Annotated in this window: 24 protein-coding genes; 20 read left to right on the forward strand and 4 right to left on the reverse strand. The window is 69.6% G+C overall.

Features of this window, described 5'->3' with window-relative positions:
* Window positions 1-105: 105 nt before the first annotated feature.
* From ABTX60_RS07115 to ABTX60_RS07155, 9 genes are all read left to right on the forward strand, one after another.
* On the forward strand, window positions 106-1,461 hold the full coding sequence (locus ABTX60_RS07115) for a putative antirestriction adenine methyltransferase (protein ID WP_352096045.1): 1,356 nt from the start codon (window positions 106-108) through the stop codon (window positions 1,459-1,461).
* The gene (locus ABTX60_RS07120) at window positions 1,458-2,387 is read left to right on the forward strand and encodes a ParB N-terminal domain-containing protein (protein ID WP_352096046.1); all 930 of its coding nucleotides are present in this window, start codon (window positions 1,458-1,460) and stop codon (window positions 2,385-2,387) included. The genes ABTX60_RS07115 and ABTX60_RS07120 overlap by 4 nt, the downstream gene beginning before the upstream one ends.
* Window positions 2,384-2,980 carry a hypothetical protein gene (locus ABTX60_RS07125; RefSeq protein ID WP_352096047.1) on the forward strand — a complete coding sequence of 199 codons (597 nt, stop codon included), beginning with the start codon at window positions 2,384-2,386 and terminating at the stop codon, window positions 2,978-2,980. The genes ABTX60_RS07120 and ABTX60_RS07125 overlap by 4 nt, the downstream gene beginning before the upstream one ends.
* A 3-nt stretch (window positions 2,981-2,983) precedes the next feature.
* Window positions 2,984-4,561, forward strand: coding sequence for a terminase large subunit domain-containing protein (locus ABTX60_RS07130; protein WP_352096048.1), 1,578 nt, complete (start codon window positions 2,984-2,986; stop codon window positions 4,559-4,561).
* A 156-nt stretch (window positions 4,562-4,717) separates the two neighbouring features.
* The gene (locus ABTX60_RS07135) at window positions 4,718-5,470 is read left to right on the forward strand and encodes a hypothetical protein (RefSeq protein ID WP_352096049.1); all 753 of its coding nucleotides are present in this window, start codon (window positions 4,718-4,720) and stop codon (window positions 5,468-5,470) included.
* A gap of 53 nt (window positions 5,471-5,523) precedes the next feature.
* Window positions 5,524-5,718 carry a hypothetical protein gene (locus tag ABTX60_RS07140; protein ID WP_352096050.1) on the forward strand — a complete coding sequence of 65 codons (195 nt, stop codon included), beginning with the start codon at window positions 5,524-5,526 and terminating at the stop codon, window positions 5,716-5,718.
* 196 nt (window positions 5,719-5,914) lie between these two features.
* On the forward strand, window positions 5,915-6,259 hold the full coding sequence (locus ABTX60_RS07145) for a hypothetical protein (protein ID WP_352096051.1): 345 nt from the start codon (window positions 5,915-5,917) through the stop codon (window positions 6,257-6,259).
* A 379-nt stretch (window positions 6,260-6,638) separates the two neighbouring features.
* On the forward strand, window positions 6,639-6,941 hold the full coding sequence (locus ABTX60_RS07150; protein ID WP_352096052.1) for a hypothetical protein: 303 nt from the start codon (window positions 6,639-6,641) through the stop codon (window positions 6,939-6,941).
* Between the two features lie 5 nt (window positions 6,942-6,946).
* Window positions 6,947-7,198, forward strand: a complete 252-nt coding sequence (locus ABTX60_RS07155; RefSeq protein ID WP_502992286.1) for a hypothetical protein — start codon at window positions 6,947-6,949, stop codon at window positions 7,196-7,198.
* Between the two features lie 56 nt (window positions 7,199-7,254).
* Here ABTX60_RS07155 and ABTX60_RS07160 read toward each other — a convergent pair whose 3' ends face one another.
* The 3 genes from ABTX60_RS07160 to ABTX60_RS07170 all read right to left on the reverse strand — a co-directional run bounded on the left by ABTX60_RS07160 (window position 7,255) and on the right by ABTX60_RS07170 (window position 11,300).
* The gene (locus tag ABTX60_RS07160; protein ID WP_352096053.1) at window positions 7,255-8,241 is read right to left on the reverse strand and encodes an ATP-dependent DNA ligase; all 987 of its coding nucleotides are present in this window, start codon (window positions 8,239-8,241) and stop codon (window positions 7,255-7,257) included.
* A gap of 3 nt (window positions 8,242-8,244) precedes the next feature.
* The gene (locus ABTX60_RS07165) at window positions 8,245-9,801 is read right to left on the reverse strand and encodes a PIN domain-containing protein (protein ID WP_352096054.1); all 1,557 of its coding nucleotides are present in this window, start codon (window positions 9,799-9,801) and stop codon (window positions 8,245-8,247) included.
* Between the two features lie 182 nt (window positions 9,802-9,983).
* The gene (locus ABTX60_RS07170; RefSeq protein ID WP_352096055.1) at window positions 9,984-11,300 is read right to left on the reverse strand and encodes a pentapeptide repeat-containing protein; all 1,317 of its coding nucleotides are present in this window, start codon (window positions 11,298-11,300) and stop codon (window positions 9,984-9,986) included.
* A 187-nt stretch (window positions 11,301-11,487) separates the two neighbouring features.
* Between ABTX60_RS07170 and ABTX60_RS07175 the strand changes: the two genes are divergently transcribed.
* From ABTX60_RS07175 to ABTX60_RS07185, 3 genes are all read left to right on the forward strand, one after another.
* Entirely contained in the window at window positions 11,488-11,724 is a 237-nt protein-coding gene (locus tag ABTX60_RS07175; protein ID WP_352096056.1) for a hypothetical protein, read from the forward strand.
* A gap of 109 nt (window positions 11,725-11,833) precedes the next feature.
* Window positions 11,834-12,523, forward strand: coding sequence for a hypothetical protein (locus ABTX60_RS07180; RefSeq protein ID WP_352096057.1), 690 nt, complete (start codon window positions 11,834-11,836; stop codon window positions 12,521-12,523).
* Between the two features lie 178 nt (window positions 12,524-12,701).
* Entirely contained in the window at window positions 12,702-12,974 is a 273-nt protein-coding gene (locus ABTX60_RS07185) for a hypothetical protein (protein WP_352096058.1), read from the forward strand.
* 51 nt (window positions 12,975-13,025) lie between these two features.
* Here ABTX60_RS07185 and ABTX60_RS07190 read toward each other — a convergent pair whose 3' ends face one another.
* Window positions 13,026-13,523 carry a hypothetical protein gene (locus ABTX60_RS07190; protein WP_352096059.1) on the reverse strand — a complete coding sequence of 166 codons (498 nt, stop codon included), beginning with the start codon at window positions 13,521-13,523 and terminating at the stop codon, window positions 13,026-13,028.
* A gap of 296 nt (window positions 13,524-13,819) precedes the next feature.
* Between ABTX60_RS07190 and ABTX60_RS07195 the strand changes: the two genes are divergently transcribed.
* The 8 genes from ABTX60_RS07195 to ABTX60_RS07230 all read left to right on the forward strand — a co-directional run bounded on the left by ABTX60_RS07195 (window position 13,820) and on the right by ABTX60_RS07230 (window position 22,698).
* A complete protein-coding gene (locus ABTX60_RS07195) occupies window positions 13,820-14,152 on the forward strand; it encodes a hypothetical protein (RefSeq protein WP_352096060.1) in 333 nt (110 codons plus the stop codon).
* A gap of 2 nt (window positions 14,153-14,154) precedes the next feature.
* Complete coding sequence (locus ABTX60_RS07200; RefSeq protein WP_352096061.1) at window positions 14,155-15,891, forward strand: hypothetical protein; 1,737 nt, start codon at window positions 14,155-14,157, stop codon at window positions 15,889-15,891.
* Entirely contained in the window at window positions 15,888-16,118 is a 231-nt protein-coding gene (locus tag ABTX60_RS07205) for a hypothetical protein (protein ID WP_352096062.1), read from the forward strand. The genes ABTX60_RS07200 and ABTX60_RS07205 overlap by 4 nt, the downstream gene beginning before the upstream one ends.
* The gene (locus tag ABTX60_RS07210; protein ID WP_352096063.1) at window positions 16,111-19,557 is read left to right on the forward strand and encodes a phage minor head protein; all 3,447 of its coding nucleotides are present in this window, start codon (window positions 16,111-16,113) and stop codon (window positions 19,555-19,557) included. Before ABTX60_RS07205 ends, ABTX60_RS07210 begins: the two co-directional genes overlap by 8 nt.
* Window positions 19,558-19,594: 37 nt before the next feature.
* Entirely contained in the window at window positions 19,595-19,753 is a 159-nt protein-coding gene (locus ABTX60_RS07215; RefSeq protein ID WP_352096064.1) for a hypothetical protein, read from the forward strand.
* Window positions 19,753-20,013: a hypothetical protein gene (locus ABTX60_RS07220; RefSeq protein WP_352096065.1), complete on the forward strand. Its 261-nt coding sequence runs from the start codon at window positions 19,753-19,755 to the stop codon at window positions 20,011-20,013. The genes ABTX60_RS07215 and ABTX60_RS07220 overlap by 1 nt, the downstream gene beginning before the upstream one ends.
* 122 nt (window positions 20,014-20,135) lie before the next feature.
* Entirely contained in the window at window positions 20,136-21,797 is a 1,662-nt protein-coding gene (locus ABTX60_RS07225; RefSeq protein WP_352096066.1) for a major capsid protein, read from the forward strand.
* Between the two features lie 70 nt (window positions 21,798-21,867).
* Complete coding sequence (locus tag ABTX60_RS07230; protein WP_352096067.1) at window positions 21,868-22,698, forward strand: cupin; 831 nt, start codon at window positions 21,868-21,870, stop codon at window positions 22,696-22,698.

Raw genomic sequence — 22,698 nt, forward strand, 5'->3', positions numbered from 1 at the left:
CCCCGCAGCCCCCGGGCAGGGACCTTCGCATTCCGCGCGACCGCTGACAATAGGTCGACGAAACCGCAGGTAGAACCTGCGACGTCAGATCTCTTGGAGCGGCTCATGTTCCACGGCTCGATACCCGCGCCCCTCCGGTCGATCATCTACGAGCACGCCGGGACCTGGCCGGGCGAGGACATCTACGTCGGCTGCTCGGGCAACTTCACCATCGAACGCGTGCTGCACGCCCGGTTCGGCGACACCCGGCGCGTCCACGGAAACGACATCCAGGCGTACTCGTGCGCCCTCGGCTGGTACCTCGCCGGCGACGACCTCAACTACACCTTGCGCGAGGAGTACGAGGAGTCCCTCGGCTGGCTCAAGCCCTACCTGGAGGACCGCACAGACCTCCTCGCCACCCTCATGCTCGGCACCCGCTTCCTCCAGTACGTCGACAAGGACGGCGCCTACTACAAGCGGATGATGGACGCGACGCGCGACCAGTGGGAGCGGATGCACGACAAGACCGCCACCAAGCTCCGCGCCCTCCAGACCCGGCTGGGCTCGTTCTTCGCCGGCGACGTCCGCGACTACCTCGACCACGAAGTGCCCGCCGACGCGCCCGTGGTGATGTTCCCGCCGTTCTACGCCAAGGACTACCAGGCCCAGTTCGCGTCCATCGACGCCGCCTTCAACTGGCCCGAGCCGTCGTTCGACGAGCTGACCGAGGACGGCAAGGAACACATCATCGAGCAGGTACAGGACCGGCCCAACTGGGTGCTCGGCCTGCACATCGAACGCCCCGAGCTGCGAGACAAGCTCGCCGGCGTCGTCCAGACCGCGAACCGCGGCCTCCCGATCTACGTGTACGCAGCCGCCGGCCCGCGCCGCATCGTCCGCCCCCACCAGCCCGTCGAGCCGATCCCCATGCCGAAGATCGGGCAGGACGAGGCCCTCGGCGACCGCATGACGCTCCACATGCTCACCGGCGGCCAGTTCGCGGGCATCCGCTCACAGTTCATGTCGAAGACCATCAAGCCCGGCAGCCCGCTCCTCGCGTGCGGCGTCGCCGTCGACGGCAAGCTGATCGGCGCGTTCGCCTACCTGCCGCCGAAGTTCGACCCGAACACCGCCTACCTCATGTCGGACTTCCCCGTCTCGTGGACCCGCTACCGGCGCCTGGCGAAGCTCATCGTCATGGCGGCCTCAACGAGTGAGGCGCAGCTCCTCATCCAGCGCAGCCTGTCGAAGAGGATCGACGGCTGGGCGACCACCGCGTTCACCGACCGGCCCAACTCGGCGAAGTACGGGCGCGGCATCCCCGGCGTGAAGCTCCAAAAGCGCACCGAGGCGAGCAGCAAAGACCCGGGCGACGGCATCCACCGCTACCAGCTCCAGTACGGCGGCCCCCTCGGGCAGTACGACCTGAACGAAGCCCTCACCATCTGGAAGACCAAGCACGGCAAGGACATGCGATGACCACCAGCAGCCAGATCCGGCCCCGCCTCGTCCAGCGCGACCCGCGCCGCCTCACCCGCCTCGCCGTCAACGCGCACTACCAGACCAAGGAGGAGTACGACCGGCTCGTCGCGAACATCCGCGAAGACGGCTGCCTCACGTCCATCCCGCTGATCTACGGGGCCGGCGAGTACCCGGAAGGCGAAGAACTCGTCGTCTCCGGTAACCACCGCTGCGACGCCTCCGTGGAAGCCGACCTCGACGAGATCACTTGCCTGCTCATCGACGACCCGCAGAGCAGAGACCAGCTCATCGCCCGCCAGCTGTCGCACAACGCCATCACCGGCAAAGACGACCCGGCCACCCTCCAGCAGCTCTACGACCAGATCGAGGACGTCGACTGGCGGGCCTACTCGGGCCTCGACGACGCGCAGCTCCAGCTCCTCGCCGAAGTCAGCCCCGAAGGCCTCTCCGAAGCGAACCTCGACTTCGCCACCGTCTCCCTCATCTTCCTGCCCGCAGAACTGGAAGCCGCCCGCGAAGCCTTCGAACAGGCACGCCTCGGCCAGAACGAGAGCTGGCTCGCCGCACGCGCCGACTACGAACAGACCCTCGACACGCTCGCCTCCACACACGCCGCCCACAAAGTCGGCAACGTCGCCACAGCCCTCCACGCCATCCTCGCGATCGTCGAACGCCACCTCGACGAACTCGCCGAGGGCTACACCGCCCCCGACGGCACCCACCTTCACTCGGGCAACGTCGGACTCGAGACCGTCCTCGGAGCGCGCACCCTGCCCGCACCCGCGGCCGTCACCATCAACAAGGCCATCGCGGCAGCGGAAGGCAGGGGAGAGATAGAGCAGGGGCAGGGGTGGCGCCTCCTCGAACGCCTGGCAGGTGAGTACCTCTCCGGCCCCAACCGCGTCCCGAGTGAACCCGCATGAGCACCCGCCCACCCATCACCCTCAACCCCGAACTGGACCCGTGGGAACGTCAGCCCAACGAGACCCCCCACAAACACGGACAGTTCGCGACGTACAGGGACCTAGGTAGGACCCGCACCCTGACCGAAGCCGCGCAAAGGCTGACACTCGCGTACGGGCACGTGAGGAACCTCGCGGCGCAGTACCGGTGGCGTGAGCGCGTCGAGGCGTACGACCGGCACCTCGACCGGCAGTACGAGGCGATGTGGCTGGAGGAACGCCGGAAGGCCGCCGAGAACGACGCGAAGATCCTCGGCGCGGCGGTCGGCAAGCTGGCGCAGCGGCTCCAGACGCTCCGAGCCGAGGAGCTGTCAGCCGGCGACTTCATCCGGCTCATGGACGTCGCCATGCGGCACCGGCGCGTCCTGTTCGGCGACCCCACGGAGACGATCGCCGTCACCACCGAGGGCACGAACGCGCTCGCCAAGCAGTTCGCCGACTTCGCGGAGATGCCCCCGGAGCAGCGGCGTGCCCGACTCGGGGAGCTGGCCGCGTCGGTGAACCAGCGGATCAAGGCCGTGGACGGCAGCGACGACGAGGACGAGGAGGCATAGCCCGTGACGACGGCCGTGGACGAGCTGGAGCACCTGGACGACGAGGAGGTCTACCGGCAGCTGGAGGCAGCGCGCCGGGCGATGAGCGCGGACCTGCTGCGGGACCCGGTGACGCTCGCTCGCGGCCTCGACCGGAACTTCAGGATGCGCCCCCACCTGAAGGTGATCGGTGAGGCGCTGGCGGCGGTCGGCAGGGGCGAGTACGACCGGCTGCTGATCCTGACCCCGCCGCAGGTCGGCAAGAGCACGAGCGTGGCCGAGTGGTTCCCGTTCTGGTGGCTGTGCATCTACCCGGGCGACAAGGTCGCCGTCACCTCGTACGGCGACGACCTGGCGCTGCGGCGCGGGAAGAGGATCCGCGGCTACGTCGAGGAGTACGGCGACGAGTGGGAGCTGCGGATGAAGGCCGGCTCCGGGGCGATGCAGGACTGGGAGGTCACCAAGGGCGGCGGCTGCCGCTCCGTGTCCGTCGGTAAGGGCCTCACCGGTTTCGACGTGAACCTGCTGATCATCGACGACCCGCACAAGGACCGCGCGGACGCAGAATCGGAGGCCTCCCGGCGGGCGCTGCACGACTGGTACTCGTCGGCCGCCCTGTCCCGCCTCCAGCCGGACCGGTCGGCGGTGGTGGCGATCCAGACTCGCTGGCACCCCGACGACTTCGCCGGCCGGCGTATCCAGGAAGAGGGCCGCATCGAGGACGGCGGCCGGTGGAAGGTGATCCACCTCCCCGCGGTCGCCGACCCCAAGTTCGGCCCGGACCCGCTCGGCCGTGAACCCGGCGAGCCGCTGCCCCACCCGAAGATCCCCACCCGTGCAGTCGCCCGGTTGAAGGCGTGGTGGGCGCAGAAGAAGGCAACGTCGATCGTCCGGGACTGGCACGCCCTCTACCAGGGCGACCCCCAGCCTGCTGAAGGAGCGCTCGTGTCGGAGGAACTGCTGCGCCTGCTGCGCGACACCACCACCCCCGTGGAGCCGCAGAAGATCGCCGTGTCGATCGACCCCTCCGGCGGCGGCCGGGACGTCGCCGGTGTCATCGGCGGGTTCCTCGGTGACGACGGCCGCGTCTGGATCACCGACGACGTGTCCGCCCCCATGTCGTCGGCGGACTGGTCCATGGCGGCGTGCCGCCTGGCGTACCGCACGAACGCGTCGATCATCTACGTCGAGTGGAACTTCGGCCGCGACATGTGTGTCCTGGCGATCCAGACGTCGTGGGAGAAGCTCCAGAACGAGGAGGAGATCCCCAAGAACGTCCTGATGCCCGCCATCGCCCCCGTGCGGGCAAAGCAGGGCAAGCTGCTGAGGGCCGAGCCGATCGCCCAGCAGATGGTGCAGGACAAGGTGCGCTTCCGGGGCGTGTTCACCGACATGGAACGCGAGTGGTCGACCTGGCAGTCCACCGACCCCGACAGCCCCGGCCGTATCGACGCCTCCTGCATCCTCGTGTACGGCCTGATACCCGAGGCCAACGCGGGCGCCATCGTCCACGCCCCGCTCGCACAGGCCCCGCAGCCGGGCGGCCAGCCGGCCGGGCGGCCTGGTGGCGCGGCATCGGCGTACGGGCGCCGCATCGGCTGAGGCACCGACCGGGCGGCCTCGCGGTCCACCTCCGACGCGGTCGATCTCGGGCAGGGGATGGTCGTCGAAAGTGTCGGCACCGCCGGCTGAGCCCTCGACTCCACCAACGGCGGAAGCCAGGGAGCGGACGTCTTCAGGCTCCCTTACGTTCCGGATATGAAGTACCGACTCGCGCTGACCTTCAAGACGCTGTGGGCGGTCCGAGCGGCCTTTCCCTTGATCTCGTTCGTCTGTGCCCTCTTTTCCGGCTGGATCCGGGAGAAGCACTTCGCCTGGGCTATCACCCTCGTCGTGATCGCCGCAGTAGCTCAAGCTGTCGTGACCCTTCTACAGCTTGCCGAGCAGGCCGAACCGCCCACCGAGCTCCGAGCTGTGGGGGCCGGTGCGGCAAGGCTCGTGAAGAAAGCTGGGGCCATCGGCTCGGCGCGGGGGGTCAATCGTGAGACCCGTCGACGTGAGGCATGGCAAGAGGGCCTTGACGTGCTGCGTTACAAGTTGGCTCCGCAGGATGACGATGAGGTCGTGCGGGCCAGCTTCTACCTGTACAGGGAGGCCAGTGACGTGTTTGAGCTGGTCCGATCCGCCGGGCGTCAGAGCAACCCTGCGCCCGGCACCCTGTCGGGTGACGCGCTCGTCGCGGCCAAGGAGGTCATGCACAGGAATACATCGTCCTATTTGCGGAACGGGAGACTTAAGACACACAGCCTGTGTGCGGTTATGGGGGCTAAAGTGCTCGCCATCGGCTCGGCCGTCCAGTACCAAGGGGACCGCCGTGCTGCCGTCGGTGTCGTGATCGTCGACGCCACTTCCCGTAAGCACATCTCTAAGCCTCGCGCGCTGGGGTGGGTGAGCGCCATCGCCCTAATGCTCGCGGCCGATCCGATTCACGATCAGGTCAAACTGTCCTGATTGGGCCACACTGGAGGTAGTCCGAAATGGAAGCAAGCAGGGAGGAGGACGCCATGAGCGCTGGCCTTGCGCCAGAGGCGCCGCCCCGTGAGCTTGACCCGGGCGACCTGGACGCGTTCTTCGAGAGCGTCCGCGAGGACGGTGTTCGAGGGCTGAGCCCGATCGTGAAGTTCGCCTGGCGATTCACTCACCCCGAGGGGCAGACCGTCTCACGGCCCGCCGAGGATCAACCCTCTGAAGCGACCTGATGTGACTCGCCCACCCCGCGGTTTTACAGGGCCCGCCCGGCACTAGCCGATGCGGGCCCTTGCGTACGCGCTGTCACGCCCCCAGCGTCCACATTCCCGATCCGCCGCCCCACTGCCAGGTGGGCAGCCGGCCGGGCGGCCTGGCGGTGCGGCGTCGGCGTACGGGCGCCGCATCGGCTGACCTACAGTCGGAGGCATGAGCAGCATCCCGGACGCACAGCCGGCCCGCCCGTGGCGCAGGGAGGACGGGCCACGGCCTGAGGTGTGGACCTGGCCCAGCACCGACCGCCCGGCGCTCAAGGTGATGTCGGCAGGGGAGTGGCGGTATGCGCCGGTCCGGGCGCGGCAGAACTGGGCCGACGGCACGGTCCGCTACCAGGTAGAGGTCGACCTGCTCGGGGACACGAGGGTCAGGACCCTCACGTACCAGTGGCCACAGCCGGGGTTGCGGATGGCCCGCCGTAGCGCCTCGAAGCCGACCAGGGGCGTCGATGAGACCTGGCAGGGCGCGATGCCGCACCGCGGCCCTGTCCCCGGGTGACGCGGGCGGGCCCGCTCCCCACGATCTGGCACGGGAGCGGGCCCCTTCCGGATGGAAGACCGACACCAACGGCGTCGATCCCACTGTGCGGGACTGGCGCCGAGCCGCCGCAACCGCAAGCGCGCCGATCACCCGCGCGAGTGGCGAGGCCCGCGAAGCGCCCACGGCCGTGGATGCCGCCTGATACGTTCTCTGTGTCCGCGTCGGTGGTTACGGGCCCGGTGGACAGCCCTCTGCGTCGGTGGTTCTGGGCCCGGCAGAGGGCCCAGGCGCAGTCCCGGTCCACGGCACCCCGCTGGCCCGCCGACGAGGAACACGCCTGCCAGGACGCCAGCTGTCGGTACGGGCGCGGCACCGGATGAGGGCGGAGAGGACACACATGCCGAGTCAGCTCATCGGCTACGACGGCACCGGTGAGGGTTGCCCTCTCTGCGATGACGCCGAAGTGCCGTTCGCCAGCGATGAGGCCGCCGTCGCCCACTACGTCACGCACAGTCCTGCCGAACTGGCCTTCGCGCTGCTGACCCGCAAGGCGGTCATCCAGCACGCCCTGGTCCGCGTCGACGAGCCCGGAGGCATCCGGACGGAGCGGCACATGGACGAGATCATCGCCGAGGTCGAGGACACGGCCAGCCGCTCCCCGGGCCGCCCCCCGCAGGGTGGGCCCGGCCCGGCACACTGATGGGCGTGAAGATGCCCCGTATCGAGTGCCGGGCCTGCGGCCGGCATATCGCCGCCGGTCCGGTCGCTGGGCGCCTCAGCAAGGGCCGCTTGTGGCGTCACGATCCCCCCGAGGGGCGCAACCTGTACGACGGCTCCCTCGTGTCCTGCCCCGGCTCGCTGAGCATCGTGGACCTGCCGCTCCCCACCCGCCAGCTGGAGTTCACCGACGAGGCGATGGAGGACGCCGGCGACGCCGACGCCATGTCCCTGTTCTGACCGGGCAGCGCGGCTGTCGGCGGCGGACGGAGGATCGGCCACCGCCTGTCCCGCAGCTAGGCGCCCACGGGGGGCAGCTGGTCGGGACTCATGTCGTCACGGACTCGCAGGTACCGCACCGGGTGCCGGTAGCGGCCAGCATCGATCGCGGTGTCCCCGGCGAACTCCACGACGACGTCCGGCTGGACCGGCCGGTGATCGATGGCCTCACGAGTGCCCCAAGCGGCGGAGAAACGGACCCCTTCCCAGGGGTGGGTGTCGTCGCTCGGGTAGAGGAGTCCACCGATCTCCCGCCGGGCCGTCGCCGACAGCGGAACGGTCCGGGCGATGAAACGGAGCCGCCCGCGACTGTCGTAGCGGCCAAGGAGCAGCGTCGACGGCGCGGCCACCCGTCCTGTCACGGCGGCGACCACAGCCTCCGCGCTGGCGCGGGCCCGCACCTTGATCCAGCCTCGGCGGCCCGGCTGATACTTCTGCGACAGGCCCTTCACGACGACGCCCTCGATACCGGCCGCGCCCCAGGCCGGGTCGAGCCAGTCCTCCGCGATCGCCCGGTCCGTCGTGGCCGGGCAGAGCACAAACGGCGCGGCCAGCACCCCGTCGGCGAACAGCGTCTCAAGCAGCGCGCGCCGGGCCCGGTACGGCTCGTCGAGAAGCGGGCCGTCTGCCGTGTCGAGGACGTCGAACACAATCAGGTGCGCGGGGGTCTCCCTGGCGGCCAGTCGGGCACCGGCGCCGCGACGCCGGGCCCGCTGCTGGAGCTGGCCGAAGTCCAAGCGGCCCTCCTGGGCGACGACGAGCTCGCCGTCCAAGACGAGCGGCACGGACAGGGCCCGGCCCGCAGCAGCGATCTCGATGAACCCAGCCCCGAGGTCGGCACCCCTGCGGGACTGGAGGTACGCGCGGCCGGGGCCGGCGAAGAGCAGCGCACGGTAGCCGTCCGGTTTCTGCTCGAAGGCCAACCCGCCCGGCAACGCCCGAGCGGGCGGCAACTCGGAGCGGGCTTCGGCGAGCATCGGCTGAACCGGCGGAGTCAGGACCACGATCTACCCCCTGTCGGCACCCTCGGTCCGCTGCTCCTGGTCGTCACCTTCCTCCGGCTCGGCGAACCTCGGGTGGTCGTGCCCGTTGTCCTGCGGCCCGGCGAACCAAGGGGTGTCGTCGGCGTCCTCACGAGGCTCGGCGAATTGAGGAGTGTCGTCGGCGTCCTCACGCGGCTCGGCGAACTGGGGGGTGTCGTGTGCGTCCTCGCGCGGCTCAGCGAAATTCGGGTATCCGTCCTCCTCTGGCGGCCCGGCGAACCAGGGGCTGTCGTCTGTGTCCTCACGCGGCTCGGCGAACTGAGCGCTGTTCCAGCGCGGTGGCTGGACGAACCATGGGCTGTCGTGCGGGACCTGAAGGGTTCGATCCAGCCTGGTCAGAGGAAAGCTATAGCCGACCCCGTGGCCCACCCACATATGCGGGTTACGCCTGGCGAACGCTCGTCGTTTCGCCAGCGACGTCGCGGGAGGAGCGAACCGGCCGAACTCTGATGTGCTGACAGCGCGCGGGGTCTGGCTGCGGAGGATGGTGAGTCGGGAGTCCGTATTCGTCGTGCTAGCGAGGACGCGTGTCTCCCACGCACACCCGACGACCTCCACCCCGTTTGAATCGGTCAGTGCGGGGCCGCTGAGTACCCACCGCACCGTCGCGGCACACCAGACGTGGTCCCCGATGCGGTAGGCGCTCAGCTCGCCCATGCTCTGGAACGCGACCGTGGGCGCCCCGGCCCAGCCCAGCATCCGCACCGGCTCAGTGGTGACAGTTTCGAACTCGCCATTTCCGAGGTCTTCCGACAGGAACGCCATCACCACTTCGAGCGTGGGGCCTTCAGCGAACCAGGGGTTTCCCTGCGGTACGGACATCAGTCGGGCCGCCTCGGCACTGACCGCCTTGAGGCTCTCCGGGTTCGACAGGGTCGCGCGCACTGCCTCCTCGTCGACCTCGGCCGTCTCCGTGAACCGCTGGAGGACCTCGCCCAGGGACGTGAGGTGTACGAATCGGTCCCCGAGGCCTTCCAGGTCGGCGGCCATCCGTGGCGGGTATGTCGTGCCGTCTCCGAAGTCCTTCGTGTTCTTGCTGACGAAGTAGACCTTCTCGTCCGGGTGTGCCCGCGCATACTCGACGGCCGTCAGCCAGATCGCGGCGTCCCGGCCCCCGGTCTTCACCTTCTCGCCGCGCTCGTTGATGACGACGGCCTTGCAGGGAGGGAGGACGTTCGCCTCCCGGAATGTCGCCTCACGCAGCGCGAACTCGCTCGTCGGGATCTCGTCGACGATCTCCAGGTACTGCTCCCGCCAATGCGCGTGGAAGTGCTTCAGGTCGAGCGGAGGGAGCAGGGCGGCGACCTGCCACGGTGTGGTCTTCCTGAAGTTCTCCACGGCCTGCACGGCTGCTTCGTGCTTCTCCCGGTACGGCACTGCCCGGTGTGACGCCAGTTCCTCCAGCACGACCCACGGCACGCCGACGGATTCGATGCCGGTGGTACGGATCGTCTTGAGCAGGTCCGAGCTCACACTGTCGAGCTTGAAGCTCCGCAGGATGTTCGTGTCCAGGATGATCAAGGCGGGCGGCTCCGGTTCCTTCAGCTGTGAGTACGGCACAAGAGTCCCAGGAAGGCGGGTGTAGGGAAAACGGACGATCACTGTCCGGCGGCCGCCATCGTCCAAGCCCCGCTCCCGCAGACCACCAGCCGGGCGGGCATTCGCGGGGCGCGACGTCGGCGTACGGGCGGGGGATCAGGTGATCAGGACGCTGTCGGTTGCCAGGCTGCTGGAAGGATGAGTCCTTCCGGAAGGGGAGAGCCTGCCGGAAGGAGGCCAGACGGGACGGCCCCGGTCGCTGCAATGAAGGTGACAATGCTGCCGGAGAACGTCGACGCTCCGAAGTTGACCGTGCCGCCTGAGAACGTGGCCCCGCCGAAGTTGACCGTGCCGCCTGAGAACGTGGCCCCGCCGAAGGACACCGTCCCACCGGAGAACGTCGCCCCGCCGCCGATGGTGCCGCCGAAGTAGACCGTGCCGCCGGAGAACATCGCGCTGCCGAAGTGGACGATGCCGCCGGAGAACCTCGCCCCGCCGAAGGACACCGTGCCGCCGGAGAACTCCGCGGCGTGGAAGTCCACCGTGCCGCCGGAGAACGCCGCCATTTCGAAGTCGACCCTGCCGCCGGAGAACACCGCCATTTCGAATTCGACCCTGCCGCGGGAGACCACCGCCAGGCCAAAGTTGACCCTCGCGCCGGAGAACTTCGCCCCGTCGAAGTCGACCGTGCCGCCGGAGACCTTCACACCGCTGAAGTCGACCCTGCCGCCGGAGAACACTGCCAGGCGGAAGTCGACGATGCCGCCGGAGAACTCCGCACGGTGGAAGTCGACCCTGCCGCCGGAGAATATCGCCTGGCCGAAGTCTCCGCCGTCGAACGTGACGCCGGTGAAGTCGAAGTCGTGGCCTTGCCACGAGTGGTGATGCTGGAGGGGCAGGCGGAGATGGTCGCGGATGAGCCTGATGATGGTGTGCCGGACTTCCCGCACAGCCAGGTAAGTGTGGCGGGCTCCCGCATCGTTCGCCGGTAGGTCGGCTTCGGCGGTGTAGGGGAGTCGGAGGTATGCGCACAGGACATCGATGCACGTCTGGCGTAGTTCGCGGGTGGGGGCGTCGTCGGCAAGTCCGGCCAGGGCGTGCACGCCACCCAGACGCACGGCGGCGGAATCGTCACCGAGCTGGGAGACGGCGGTGGTGAAGCGTTCGGTGTGCAGGCGGGTGCCGTCGCGCAGTGCGCCGTCCTCGTCGACGCGCTGGCGGCGGTAGGCCACGACCAGGGCGACCAGAGCACCCGCGCCGGCCACTACGCCGAACGCCAGCTTGACCAAGTCGAACAGCGTTTTGGAGTCGAGGCGCCGCTCGGGCTTCAACTCGCGTGCCCCGAGCAAGTCCCACCCGGTGTAGAACACGGCAGCAGCCACCAGTACGGCAGTGGTGAAAGCCAGGACCAGGACGATACCGACGGGCCACAGACGCAGACCGCGCCGTTCGGCCTGGCGCCGGGGTAAACGTGGGCTCATGGCCGACAGGACTGTCCACTGCGCACGAATGGTTGCAGCTGGCCGTGCAGGCGTGCGCGTACTGCACGGCGCCTACGTGGAGTGAGATCGGCAACCGCTGGGCTGTGTCGATCGTCTCTCGGGTATGCCTCAACCACACCATGGGTCGTCCCCGACACCGCCTAGCTGGCACCCGGCGCTCCAGGTGATGTCGGCCGGGAAGTGGCGGCGCGCGCCGGTCCGGGCGCGGCAGAACTGGCCCGACGGCACGGTCCGCTACCAGGTGGAGGTCGACCTGCTCGGGGACGCGAGGGTCCGGACCCTCATGTACCAGTGGCCGCAGCCCAGGTTGCGGGTGGCCCGCCGGAGCGCCTCGGAGCCGACCAGAGGCGTCGACGAGACCCGGCAGGGGGATATGCCGCACCGCGGCCCTGTCTCAGGCTGACGCGGGTAGGCCCGCTGGGTTCGGGAACCGGCGCGGAGCACGGAGCGGCAGGCCGTGATCGTTCAGCTGTGGGCGTGCGCACTCATGGCAGCGGCGCGAGCATGAGGATATGGACGCGCGCCTCAAGGTGTCCCGCACTGTCGCCGCGGCTGTATTGCTCGTGGTCATGGCCGCCTGCTCCGACAACGCCGACCAGGCTACGGAAGGAACCACGGCCCCAATTACCCCCACAGCCCCAGTCGCCCCCACGGACGGAGCGCCGCCGGGGGCGGAGGTGCTCGGCACAGTACGGGCAGGGGAGCCGTTCACCGTGACGGTCGAGTACAGAGACCCCGCCGACGACCCAGACCGTTGGCAGTTCACCGTACGCAGCGTTACCTGTGGCAAGCCGCTGGACCCAGCCGTCATGGCCTATGCAGCCGAGTCGGTCGGCTCACCCACCCCCACTCCCACACCCGAGGCCAGCAAACAGTTCTGCGTCGTGGCCATAGACGCGCTCAACGTCGGCAAGAGCGAGGCGAACTGGAACGCCGCCAACTCGGTGAGCCTGAACGTCGGCGACACCCGTTACAACCAGTCCCAGACGGACTCCACCTACGCCTTGGACTACGCGCAGTACTTCAACAGCAAAGGACAGACCGGACCGACCTTCGGGCTCAACCCGGGCAGCCGGGGACCGGCACACGGAATCTTCCAGATCCCGACAGGACAGCAGCCGACCAGCGTCTGGGTCACCTCGGGCACAGCCCTCACAACGATTGACGGCGTGGAGCCGGGTTACCTAGTGCTCCTCAAATGAGGCCACGTGGCCTCTGAACGTGGCGAGGCCCGCGAAGCGCCCATGGCCGTGGATGCCGCCTGCTACGTTGCCTGTGTCCGCGCCGGTGGTCATGGGCCCGGCGGATGGCCCCTGCGACGGTGGTCATGGGCCCGGCGGGGGTCCCAGTGCACTGGCCCGGCCTTGCACACTGTTGAGCGTGAAGATGCCCCGTATCGAGTGCCAGACCTGCCAGCGGCACATCGCGGCCGGCCCGGTTGCCGGACGGCTCGGCAAGGGCCGCGTATGGCGCCACGACCCGCCCGGCCGGGGCACCGCCCTGTTGTCCTGCCCCGGCTCCCTAGCCATCGTCGACCTGCCGCTGCCCGCCCGGCAGCTGGAGTTCACGGCCGACGAGACGACGGACGAGCCCGACAGCATCGACACGCTGCCGTTGTTCCGACAGACGACTCTGCTGCGTTCCCGCCCGTGACCGGAGATAGGGCTGCTCCTCGGAGTTAGCGCGCCCCCCACCGCAGGAAGATCACGGCGGCTCGGGGAAGCCGTCGCCAGGATGCGCAGGCCTCAGCAGCCCCTCAGCGGACACATGCCATCGCCGTTCGGCGTCATCCGTGAAGAATGCATGCGGGGCAGTATCCCCTAGCGCTTTGAAAAAGCAGAACGCTGCAACCTCAAAAGGGCCAAGCCGCGACACCGGCGGTGGTTGCAGCGGTCCCCATCTTCCGGTGAAACTGCGTACAGCGACTCCTCCTGCCGCATGGTTGCCGAGTAGCACATTCACGTCATGCACCGCAGCGCCGCTTTCGTTCCTCACCTCCGCCACCCGCTCGATTCCCCGGGCCTGCCATCGCGCACGGACGTCCTCCTGTGGATTGAGTCGAACAGCCTGCGCCTGCTCCCGTGTGCGCTTCTCGGCGGACGCCGACAACTCGTCGCGTTGCAATTGCAGTACGTCGGTCTGCTCTGCGATGAACGCACGCTGGTCCCTGATCTGCTCCCTCTGGCTCTTTAGGGTCGCCAAGGCGCCAACCGCAGCTAGACCTGCGAAGACGCCAGCCACCCATGCCGGGACAGACCCCCAATCCGCAGAGGAAAATGCGGCCAAAGCAGGCCAAGACCAAATGACACATGGCATACCTGGCAGAGTAGGCGAAGGGTGGTACGCCGTCGTGGCGCGACCCAAGCTGCCCCTGTTCTGAACCCCGATGCTGCTGTGCCTCCGTCACCACGCAGCCGTGCGCAGTGTGCGCACTTCGCGCACTGCGCGCAGTATCCTTGCCGCCGTTCCTGACCTGGGGATCTCGACGGAGGCGGCCTGTGATCTCTCTGCCCGTGCTCGCTGTGCTCGGCTTCGCCGCGTACCGGGCGACTCAGCTCGGCGTCCATGACACGATCCTCGACGGTCCTCGGGAGCGGCTCGCCGCCTGGCATGCGAAGAACGTCGACTCCAAGCCGCGCACCTTCCTGCTCCAACTCGTCAGCTGTGTCTACTGCTTCGGCTGGTGGCTGTCCGGCGTGACTCTCCTCGTGTACCTCCTTGCCACCGACAGCTGGAACGACGCCCCGTGGATCGTCCACGGCATCGAATGGTTCGCGGTGGCCGGCGTGCAGGCCCTCCTCAACCGTCGTGACGACACGTTCGGCGGCTGAAGGTGCCTCGACAGCTCACTGCGGCAGCGTCCCGCTACAGCCGCAAGACGACCAGCAGCCGGGTGAGCCGGGTCGACTCGTCATGGCAGCAGAGTGCCTGGCAGTTCTACAAGGACGTCCCGGAGGTTCGCTTCGCCGGCACGTGGGTCGGCAACGCGATGTCTGGCGCCACCTTGTTCGCGGGACGCCGAAGCGAGGACGGCACGATCGAACGCGCCCCCGACGACCACCGGGCAGCCGAGATCGTCCGGGAGATCGCAGGCGGCCCCGACGGGCAGTCCGTCCTCCTCGGCGACTTCGGGCCGCATCTCGTCGTCGCCGGGGAAGGCTGGATCGTCGTCCGGCCCACCCTCGACAAGAACGACACGGTCAACGGCTACGACTGGCGTGTCCTGTCCACCCGCGAGGTGAAGCAGGAGGGCGGCGGGAAGCTGACCGCCGAGATCGACGGTGAGGACGTGCCGATCCCGCCGTACGACCCGAACGCTGACCCGGACCCCATGGCCCCCATCGCGATACGCGTGTGGAAGCCGGCCCCCGACCGGCACATCGAGGCCGACAGCCCCGTCCGCTCCAGCATGGTCCTCCTCGAAGAGCTCCAGCTGCTGAACGCGGCTGTCGCCGCGATCGCCCGCTCCCGCATCACCGGCCGTGGCGTGCTCCTCGTCCCCAAGGGCACCAGGTTCCCGACCGCACCCGGAACGAGCGGCGATGCAGAGGATGACCTGCTTGAGGTGTTCCTTGAGGTCTCCTCGACCGCGATCCGCGAACCCGATTCCGCTGCGGCGACCGTTCCGATCATCCTTGAAGTCCCCGCCGAAGTGATCAGCGACATCAAGTGGATGTCGTTCGAGTCGCCCTTCGACGAGCTGGCGCTGCGGCTCCGCGAGGAGGCCATCCGCCGGTTCGCCAACGGGCTGGAAGTGCCAGCGGAAATCCTGTTGGGTCTCGGCGACGCGAACCACTGGTCGGCGTGGGCGCTGACCGCCGAAGCGATCCGCATGGGTGTCGAGCCGCGTCTCGGGATCGTCTGCCACGCCCTCACCACGATGTGGCTGCGCCCGATCCTCGAAGCCGAGGGCGACGAGGACGCCGACGACTGGCTCGTCTGGCACGACACCAGCTCCCTGCGCGTGCAGTCCAACCGAGCCCAGACCGCCCTTGAGGCCTTCAATCTCGGCCTGATTTCCGGCACCGCCGCCCGGCGTGAGACCGGCTTCGAGGAGAGCGACGCCCCTGACGCACCCCCGCCCGGCGACGACAACGACGAGGCGACCCCACCTGACGACGAGGACAGCACCGTGACGAGCCTGCCCGTGAGCGAGACCAACGACATCCCCGACACCCTTCCCGCCTCAGCCGCCCCCGCCGGTCCCGCCAGCCCGGACGTCCTTGCCGCCGTCGACGGACTGATCTGGGCCGCCCTCTCCGCGGCCGGCACCCGTCTGCGGAACAAACCGGTGTGTCCTCGCAGCGAGCGCGCACGGGCCCGCGAAATGGTGCCCGCCGAACTGCACACCCGGTATCCCGTCGAGCCCGACCTGATCGACGAATGGCACCTTCTCGCCGGCGCGTGGGTCCGCGTCCCCGAGATCGCGAAGCGGTACGGCCTCAACCCGGACTGCTTGACCGACGTCCTCGACGACTACGCCCGCGCGCTGATCGCCGCCCGGCTTCCACACACCTTCGAGGACACCGTGCGAGTGCTGCGCACCCCGTGCCCGGCGGAAGCCGCATGAGCGGCGAGTCCAGGCCCACCCCGCCGCGCCACAGGCCGCGCACGGCCGGCGTGTTCCTCGACCTCGCCAACCTGAGCGGTGACCTGTGGTGCTCGGCGTGCAAGGCGCTGACGGGCTTCAGCGTGGATGTCGTCGCCCTGCATCCAGGCGGGGTGACGGTCATCGGCAGCGTCGACGGGTGCGTGATCTGTACCGACCCCGACGACCCGGAGGTGCAGCGTGGCTGACGTCGAGCAGGAACTCGCGGCGACCGAGGAGGCGGTCGCCGGGGAAGTGCGGATCGTTCTCGACGAACTCGCCGAGGAGATCGCCGCCCACCTCGCCGACGCGAGGGAGATCGTCGCAGCCCGGTTCAGCCTGGGCCGGATCGCCACGATGTGGCGTGAGCGGGTACCTCGCCTCATGCGCCGCCTGTTCGGGGTTGCCGAGCAGGCAGCTGAGCAGGCCGTCAGCGACACTGATGGTGAACTCCCTGACGGGTGGGATGACCTGCCCGCCCGCTACGACGTCGGCACCCTCCCGGCCCTCCTCGGCGACTATGCCGAAGCGACCGAGCACCTCGTGCGGGCCGTCGGCGACCGGCTCACCGAAGCAGCGGTGGCCGCGCTCGCCGAAGGCCTCAACGACGGGGAGGACGTCGAGCAGCTCCGTATCCGGCTGCGCGCACTGTTCGCCGCCGATGGGGCCCAGCTCGGCGAGACCCGCGAGGAACGCATCGCACGCACCGAGAGCACGAGGGCCTGGAACGCGTCCACGCTCGCCGCCGCCCAGGCTATGACCGGCCCGGACCAGCCGCTCGTGAAGCAGTGGCAGACCCGCCGCGACGAGGACGTACGCGACGCTCACGACGCTGTCGATGGTCAGCTGAGGCGTCTCGATGAGCCGTTCACCGTCGCCGGGGTGTCCATGAGCGCCCCCGGCGACCCCACCGCCCCGGCCGCGCTCACCGTCAACTGCCGCTGCATCCTGCGTTTGCAGACCGCTGAGCGCGCCGCGTCCTTCGATTCGAACTCGTCCCCAGCGGGCGACGTCTCCGATTCGAAGGAGACGAGGGTCCTGCGCGTCACCCAGAACGCCGAAGTGACCGCCGCCGACAGCGGCGAGCACACGGGCGCGATGATCGCGCTCGTCCCCTCCGACGACGACGCCCGGCGGCTGGCCCTCGATGACGGTGAGCCCGTCGACGAGCTGCACTGCACGCTCATGTACCTCGGCGAGGCAGCCGACTGGACCGACGAGCAGCGCAACGAACTGATCGGGGTCCTCCGCACGGCCGTCGACGCCGACCTGACCGGGCCGGTCCGGGCCCGCGCCTTCGGCGTGAACATGTGGAACCCCGCCAGCGACGAACCGGCCTGGGTGTACGCCGTCAGCGACACCCCGGACAGCGACGGCCCCGACCTGCGGCTCGCGCACCTCGTCGCCGTGGACGCGCTGGAACGCACCCACGAGCGGCCCGAGACGCCGCGCCCGCATTCCCCGTGGGTCGCGCACGTCACCGCCGCCTACAGCACCGAGACGTGGCCGCTCGCGCCGATGACCGAACGGCTCGGCGACGTGACCTTCGACCGGCTACGGATCGCCTTCGCCGGCTCGTACACGGACATCCCGCTCGGCCCCGAGGAGGACACCCCCATGGAAGAGACAACCGCGAGCGAATACACGCCGCCTGTGCGCACCTGGTCCACGCCCGGGGACGCAGCGCTCGCCTGGGAGAACCAGCAGACCGGCGACGGCCGGATCTTCGCTGCGGGCGCCCTGCACTGGGACAGCGGGCCGTGGCCCCTCCAGTACGCCGACGAGATGGGCATGGGCCACGAGGGCGCAGAACTCGCCGGAGCCATCCAGCAGATGGAACGCGACAGTGACCGGCTCACCGGTACGGGGGTGCTGTACCTGACGCAGCGCGCCGGGTACGAGGCGGAACTCCTCCTCGACCAGGACGCGCCGCTCGGCGTATCCGTCGACCTCGACGACGTCAGTATCGAACTGTGGGACAACACCGCCGACGCGGACGAGGTGTCCGAGGGCGAGGACGGGGGGCTCGTCCTGGCTGCCGCGGCGTACCCGCGGCTGAGCGTCCTCAGCCTCGGCGCCGACGGGTGGATGCTCACCGCGGACCGCCCAGCGGAGTGGACGGCGGCCGGTGTCGCGATGACCCGGACCCGGCAGACGACGTCGGTGATATCCGGGCCGGGCGGCCGGATACCCGCTGACGCTGCCCGCACGCTGTTCCCCGGCGCGCTGACCGCAGCAGCCGGCGACCCCGACGACCCGGACACGGGAGTCGTCATCCACGCCGAGAACAGCGGCGACTACCTGGTTCGCATCACCCGCGCCCGTGTCCGTGGCGCGACGCTCGTTGCGATGCCGGCGTACTCGACGGCGCGGATCGTCCTCGACCCGATCGAACCGGTCGACGAGGGCGAGCCGGTCCAGGCGGCCGACACGGCGGAGGTGGCCGGCGACCTTGACCGCGTCGTCGCGCACGTCTGCTCGTCCCCGGTGCCCGTCGGCCCCCGTGACGTCGCCCAGGCGCTCGCCCTGACGATGTCGACGACGAAGCGGCTTCTGCGCGCAGCAGTGAGCGCCGAGCGGATCGTCCGCATCGCGCACGGCCTGTACACGGCGCCGTCGACGATCCCAGAGGGAGAGATGGCGGCCGCCGCGGCCGTCCAGGACGAGCTGGCCGTGCCCGGCATCGACAGCGAACTCGAAGCGTCCGCCTGGCGAGTCATGCAGCAGCAGCCGCCCATGCCCGCCGAATGGTTCAGGGAACCAACCCTCGCGGAACTCCCGCCCGGCAGCGGTGGCGTCCACTACAAGGACGGCCGCGTGTACGGGTGGGTCGCTCAGGCCGGAGTGCCGCACGCCGTCCACGGTCGGAAGGTGCAGATCGAGAAGCTCGGCCGGCTCGACCTGTCGAACTTCCTGCGAGCGCGCTTCGCCCTCGACGACGGCACAGAGATCGCCGTCGGCACGATCACGATGAACGTGGGGCACCACCGCGACGGCTGGCAGTGCGAGACGGCGGCATGCCAGTTCGACGACTCGGGGACGGTCGCCGGGATCGTCACCGTCGGCCAGAACAACCGCGGCCTCTGGTTCAGTGGCGCTGCCGCGCCGTGGCTGTCCGAGTGGGACCTGTCCGTCTTCAGGTCGTGCCAGCCCAGCTACCACATGACGCAGGGCAGCGGCGGGAAGTGGCAGCTGCGTGCCGTGCTGTCGGTGCCGGTGCCCGCGCACCCGTCGCAGATGGACCCCTCGTACCGGCTCGCCGCCGCAGCGCACCTCGCGGCGACCGCCGTCGTCGAGCGGTCGAACCTCGCGCTCACCGCCGCGGCGGTAGCACTCGACACCGCGGCTGCGCCGGTGACCGAGGCGGTGCCGGTGGCCGCGCCGCTCGTCGAGCCCGAGCCGCAGCACGACCGTGCCCCCGACGTCGCCCCCGCGGCCACGGCACCGATCGCCGAGCACGAGCCCGCCGCCACGGCACCGGCCGATGTGGCCGAGACCGCCGCGCAGCTCGTCGCGTCGTCGCTGCTCGCCGGTACCGAGTTCCTCGACCGGTTCCTCGACGCCGTCGAGCAGCGGCAGACCGAACGAGCCCGCATGAGCGCCGAACTCGACGAGCTGACACAGCGCGTCGAACCGGCCCGCCCCTGACCACCGCAGCCCCCGGCACCAACGGAAGGACACTGACATGGCTTGCGCACCCTGCCAGAAGAACAAGAAGCAGTACGAGGTCATCAACAGCCAGGGCACGCGCGTGTTCGGCCCGACCCCGTACAAGACGACGGCCGACGCGATGGCGCAGCGACACAGCGGCACCGTGCGCGAGGTCTCCAAGGACGGCGCCTGATGGCGTGCGGATCATGCGGCAGCGGCCGTACCCGGGCGCGCAGCGGCACGCCGGCCACCCTGTACAAGGTCATGGTCGGTGAACGGACGGAGCGCGTCGCCTTCCAGACCACCAACCCCGTGACGGCGAAGAACGTCGCCCGGAACTATCCGGGCAGCCGCATCGACCCCGACCCGGACGCCGACACCAACGCCGCTCAGGAGCCCGTGAAGGACTCCGCGAGCAGCACCGAGACCGCAGAAGCGGTCAAGACGTTGTAGCTGGCCACGGGCGGCCGTGAGGCCCTTTCACGACCGGCCGTGCAGCTAAGATTCCTTCCACACACGTCATACACGCTGCTGGTTTTGGGCCGGGCTCCTGCGATTCACTCAGGAGTCACGGCATGGCCGAGCCCTTCCAGCTCCCCGAAGACCTCTCAACTCTGAGCAGCGAGGACCTCGACGCCACCCTCGCCGCCGCCGTCGAGGCGTTCAACGCCCGCCGCCAGGACCCGAATCTCACCACCGAGGACCTGCCCGCCCTGCGGGAGCTGGCCACCGGGATCGAGACGCTGCGCGTCGAGCAGGCCGAGCGCGTCGAGACCGCTCAGGCCGCCGTCGCCGAACTCGACCAGCTCGCAGCGAAGGTCCTCGGCGATGAGGCCGCACCGGAGGTCGAGGAGCCTGCCGAGCCCGTCGAGGAGGCTGTGGCATCCGAGGTCGTCGAGGAGCCGACGCCCGAGGAAGTCGCCGCGTCGATCCTCCCGCGCCGCCCGGTCATCGCCCTCGCGTCCGTGCGTGAGCGTCAGCCGCGACAGCTGGTCCCGCAGACCGCGGCCCCCGTCGCGAAGCTGCCCGAGATCGTCGCGTCGGTCGACATGCCCGGCATCGCGCCCGGCGAGGGCATCAGCATGGACACCCTCACCGAGGGGATCATCCGCCGTGCCGGGGCGCTCGCAACGTCGGGTGGTGGAACGGGCATCGTCGCCTCGTACCGGCTGCCGTTCGACGATGACGGCCTGGTCGTGAAGGACCCGGGCAACCCGGCCGAAGGCCTCAACGCCGTCGTCAAGGCGGGTGACCAGCGGCGCCTGAAGGACGGCGACCTCGTCGCGAGCGGCGGATGGTGTGCGCCCAGCGAAACGATCTACGAGATCACCGACATCGCGTGCCCCGACGGCCTGTGGGACCTGCCCGAGATCCAGCTGTCGCGCGGCGGCATCCGGTTCTTCCAGACGCCGACCCTCGACGTCAACGCGATGACGTGGATCTGGACCGAGGCGCAGGACCAGGCCGCCGGCGCGCCCGGTGGGCCCACGAAGCCGTGCTTCCAGATTCCCTGCCCGACGCCGACCGAGGTCCGCTGCGACGCCGTCGGTGTGTGCTTGGAGGCAGGAATTCTGACGAGCCGTCACTTCCCGGAGTTGATCTCCTGGTATCAGCGCAACGTGATGATCGCGCACGAGATGCGCATCCGCCGCGCCCTGTACGAGCAGGCCCGCAACGTGTCGACGCCGGTCACCACGACCGCCGCGTTCGCCGCGTTCTCCGCTGTCTACGGTGCCGTCGCGCTCCAGGCCGTCGACATCCAGGAGAAGCACAACCTGTGTGAGCGGATCGGTCTCGAGGTCGTCTTCCCGTACTGGATGAGGAACATGTTCCTCGCGGACATCGCCCGGCAGAACGGCGTCAACGTCTGCGACCTCAACCCGCGCTGCATCGAGGACGCGTTCGCCACGTTGGGCATTCGCGTCCAGTGGGCGAAGGGCCTCATCCCCGCGGTCCCGACCGCGATCGGCGGCCCGACCCCTGCCACGGCGTGGCCGGCCGAAGTCGAGTTCCTGATCTACCCGAGCGGCCAGTTCCAGCTCGGGCGCGGCGCCGAGATCAACCTCGGGGTCGTGCATGACTCGACGAAGTTCGCGACCAACGACTTCACGGCGATCTTCGCCGAGGAGTGCGTCGCCCTCGTCAACCGGGGCATCGAGGCGCGGCGCGTCACTGTCGACATCTGCGCTGACGGCTCGGTCGGCCCGCGCGCCGTCCCCGCCTGCCCGATCGCCTGACCCTGCTCACCGCTGTGGCCCCGGCCCTCTGCCGGCCGGGGCTGCCTGCGGATAGGAGGTGAGGCACCAGATGCCTTCGGCAGGACTTCGAAAGCGCGTCCAGGCCGTCCCCGGTGTCCCGCTGCCTCACGGCATCCTGGGCGACTGCGTGGACGTCGTCGACGCCACAGACCCGCACGAGCTGCTCGGCACCGACTGGATCCCCCGCTCCTGCGCGGAAGCCCACGACTTCGAGTGGTGTGGCCCGGATGGCACGAGCGGCCCGTCGCCGAAGGAGTTCGACCGGCTCGGCCCGTGCTCGGCGCCGCCGGTCACGATCTACTCGGGCGCCACCTGCAATCCGATCGGCTGGTCCTACGACGAGGCCACCGAGCAGGCGGCCGAGACGCTCCGCATGGGCGAACAGCGCGCCCTGGAGTCGTGGTTCATGCGCGAGCAGCTCTGCACGATGGCCGCCGCGAACGACCTCACCCCAGGGGCGGCGCTGCCGATCGCGCAGGGCGTCGCCGCCCTCGAAGGGTGGCTCGCCGAGACGTACGGCGGCCAGGGCGTGCTGCACGTTCCCGCAGGAGCAGCGGCGTTGCTCGGCTGCTGCCGCGTCGTGCAGCTCGACCAGGGCGCGCCCCGTACCCTGATGGGGAACTGCGTCGTCCTCGGTTCCGGATACGCCGTCAACGTCGGCCCGCCGGACTGTTCGCAGGCTCCCGCCGGTGAGGCCTGGCTGTACATCACGGGCCCGATCCGGGTACGCCGCGAGGCGCCGATCATCGTGCCGGACACGGACGCCGCGAGCGTCCGCACCACCACCAACGACAGGTTCGTCCTCGCGGAGAGGACGTTCGTCGTCGAGGTCGCCTGCTGCGAGGCCGCAGCCATCCGAGTGGAGCTGTGCCCGTGCTGA

Origin of the sequence: Streptomyces sp. NPDC126510 (genome assembly GCF_040302345.1) — a bacterium.
GTDB lineage: Bacteria > Actinomycetota > Actinomycetes > Streptomycetales > Streptomycetaceae > Streptomyces.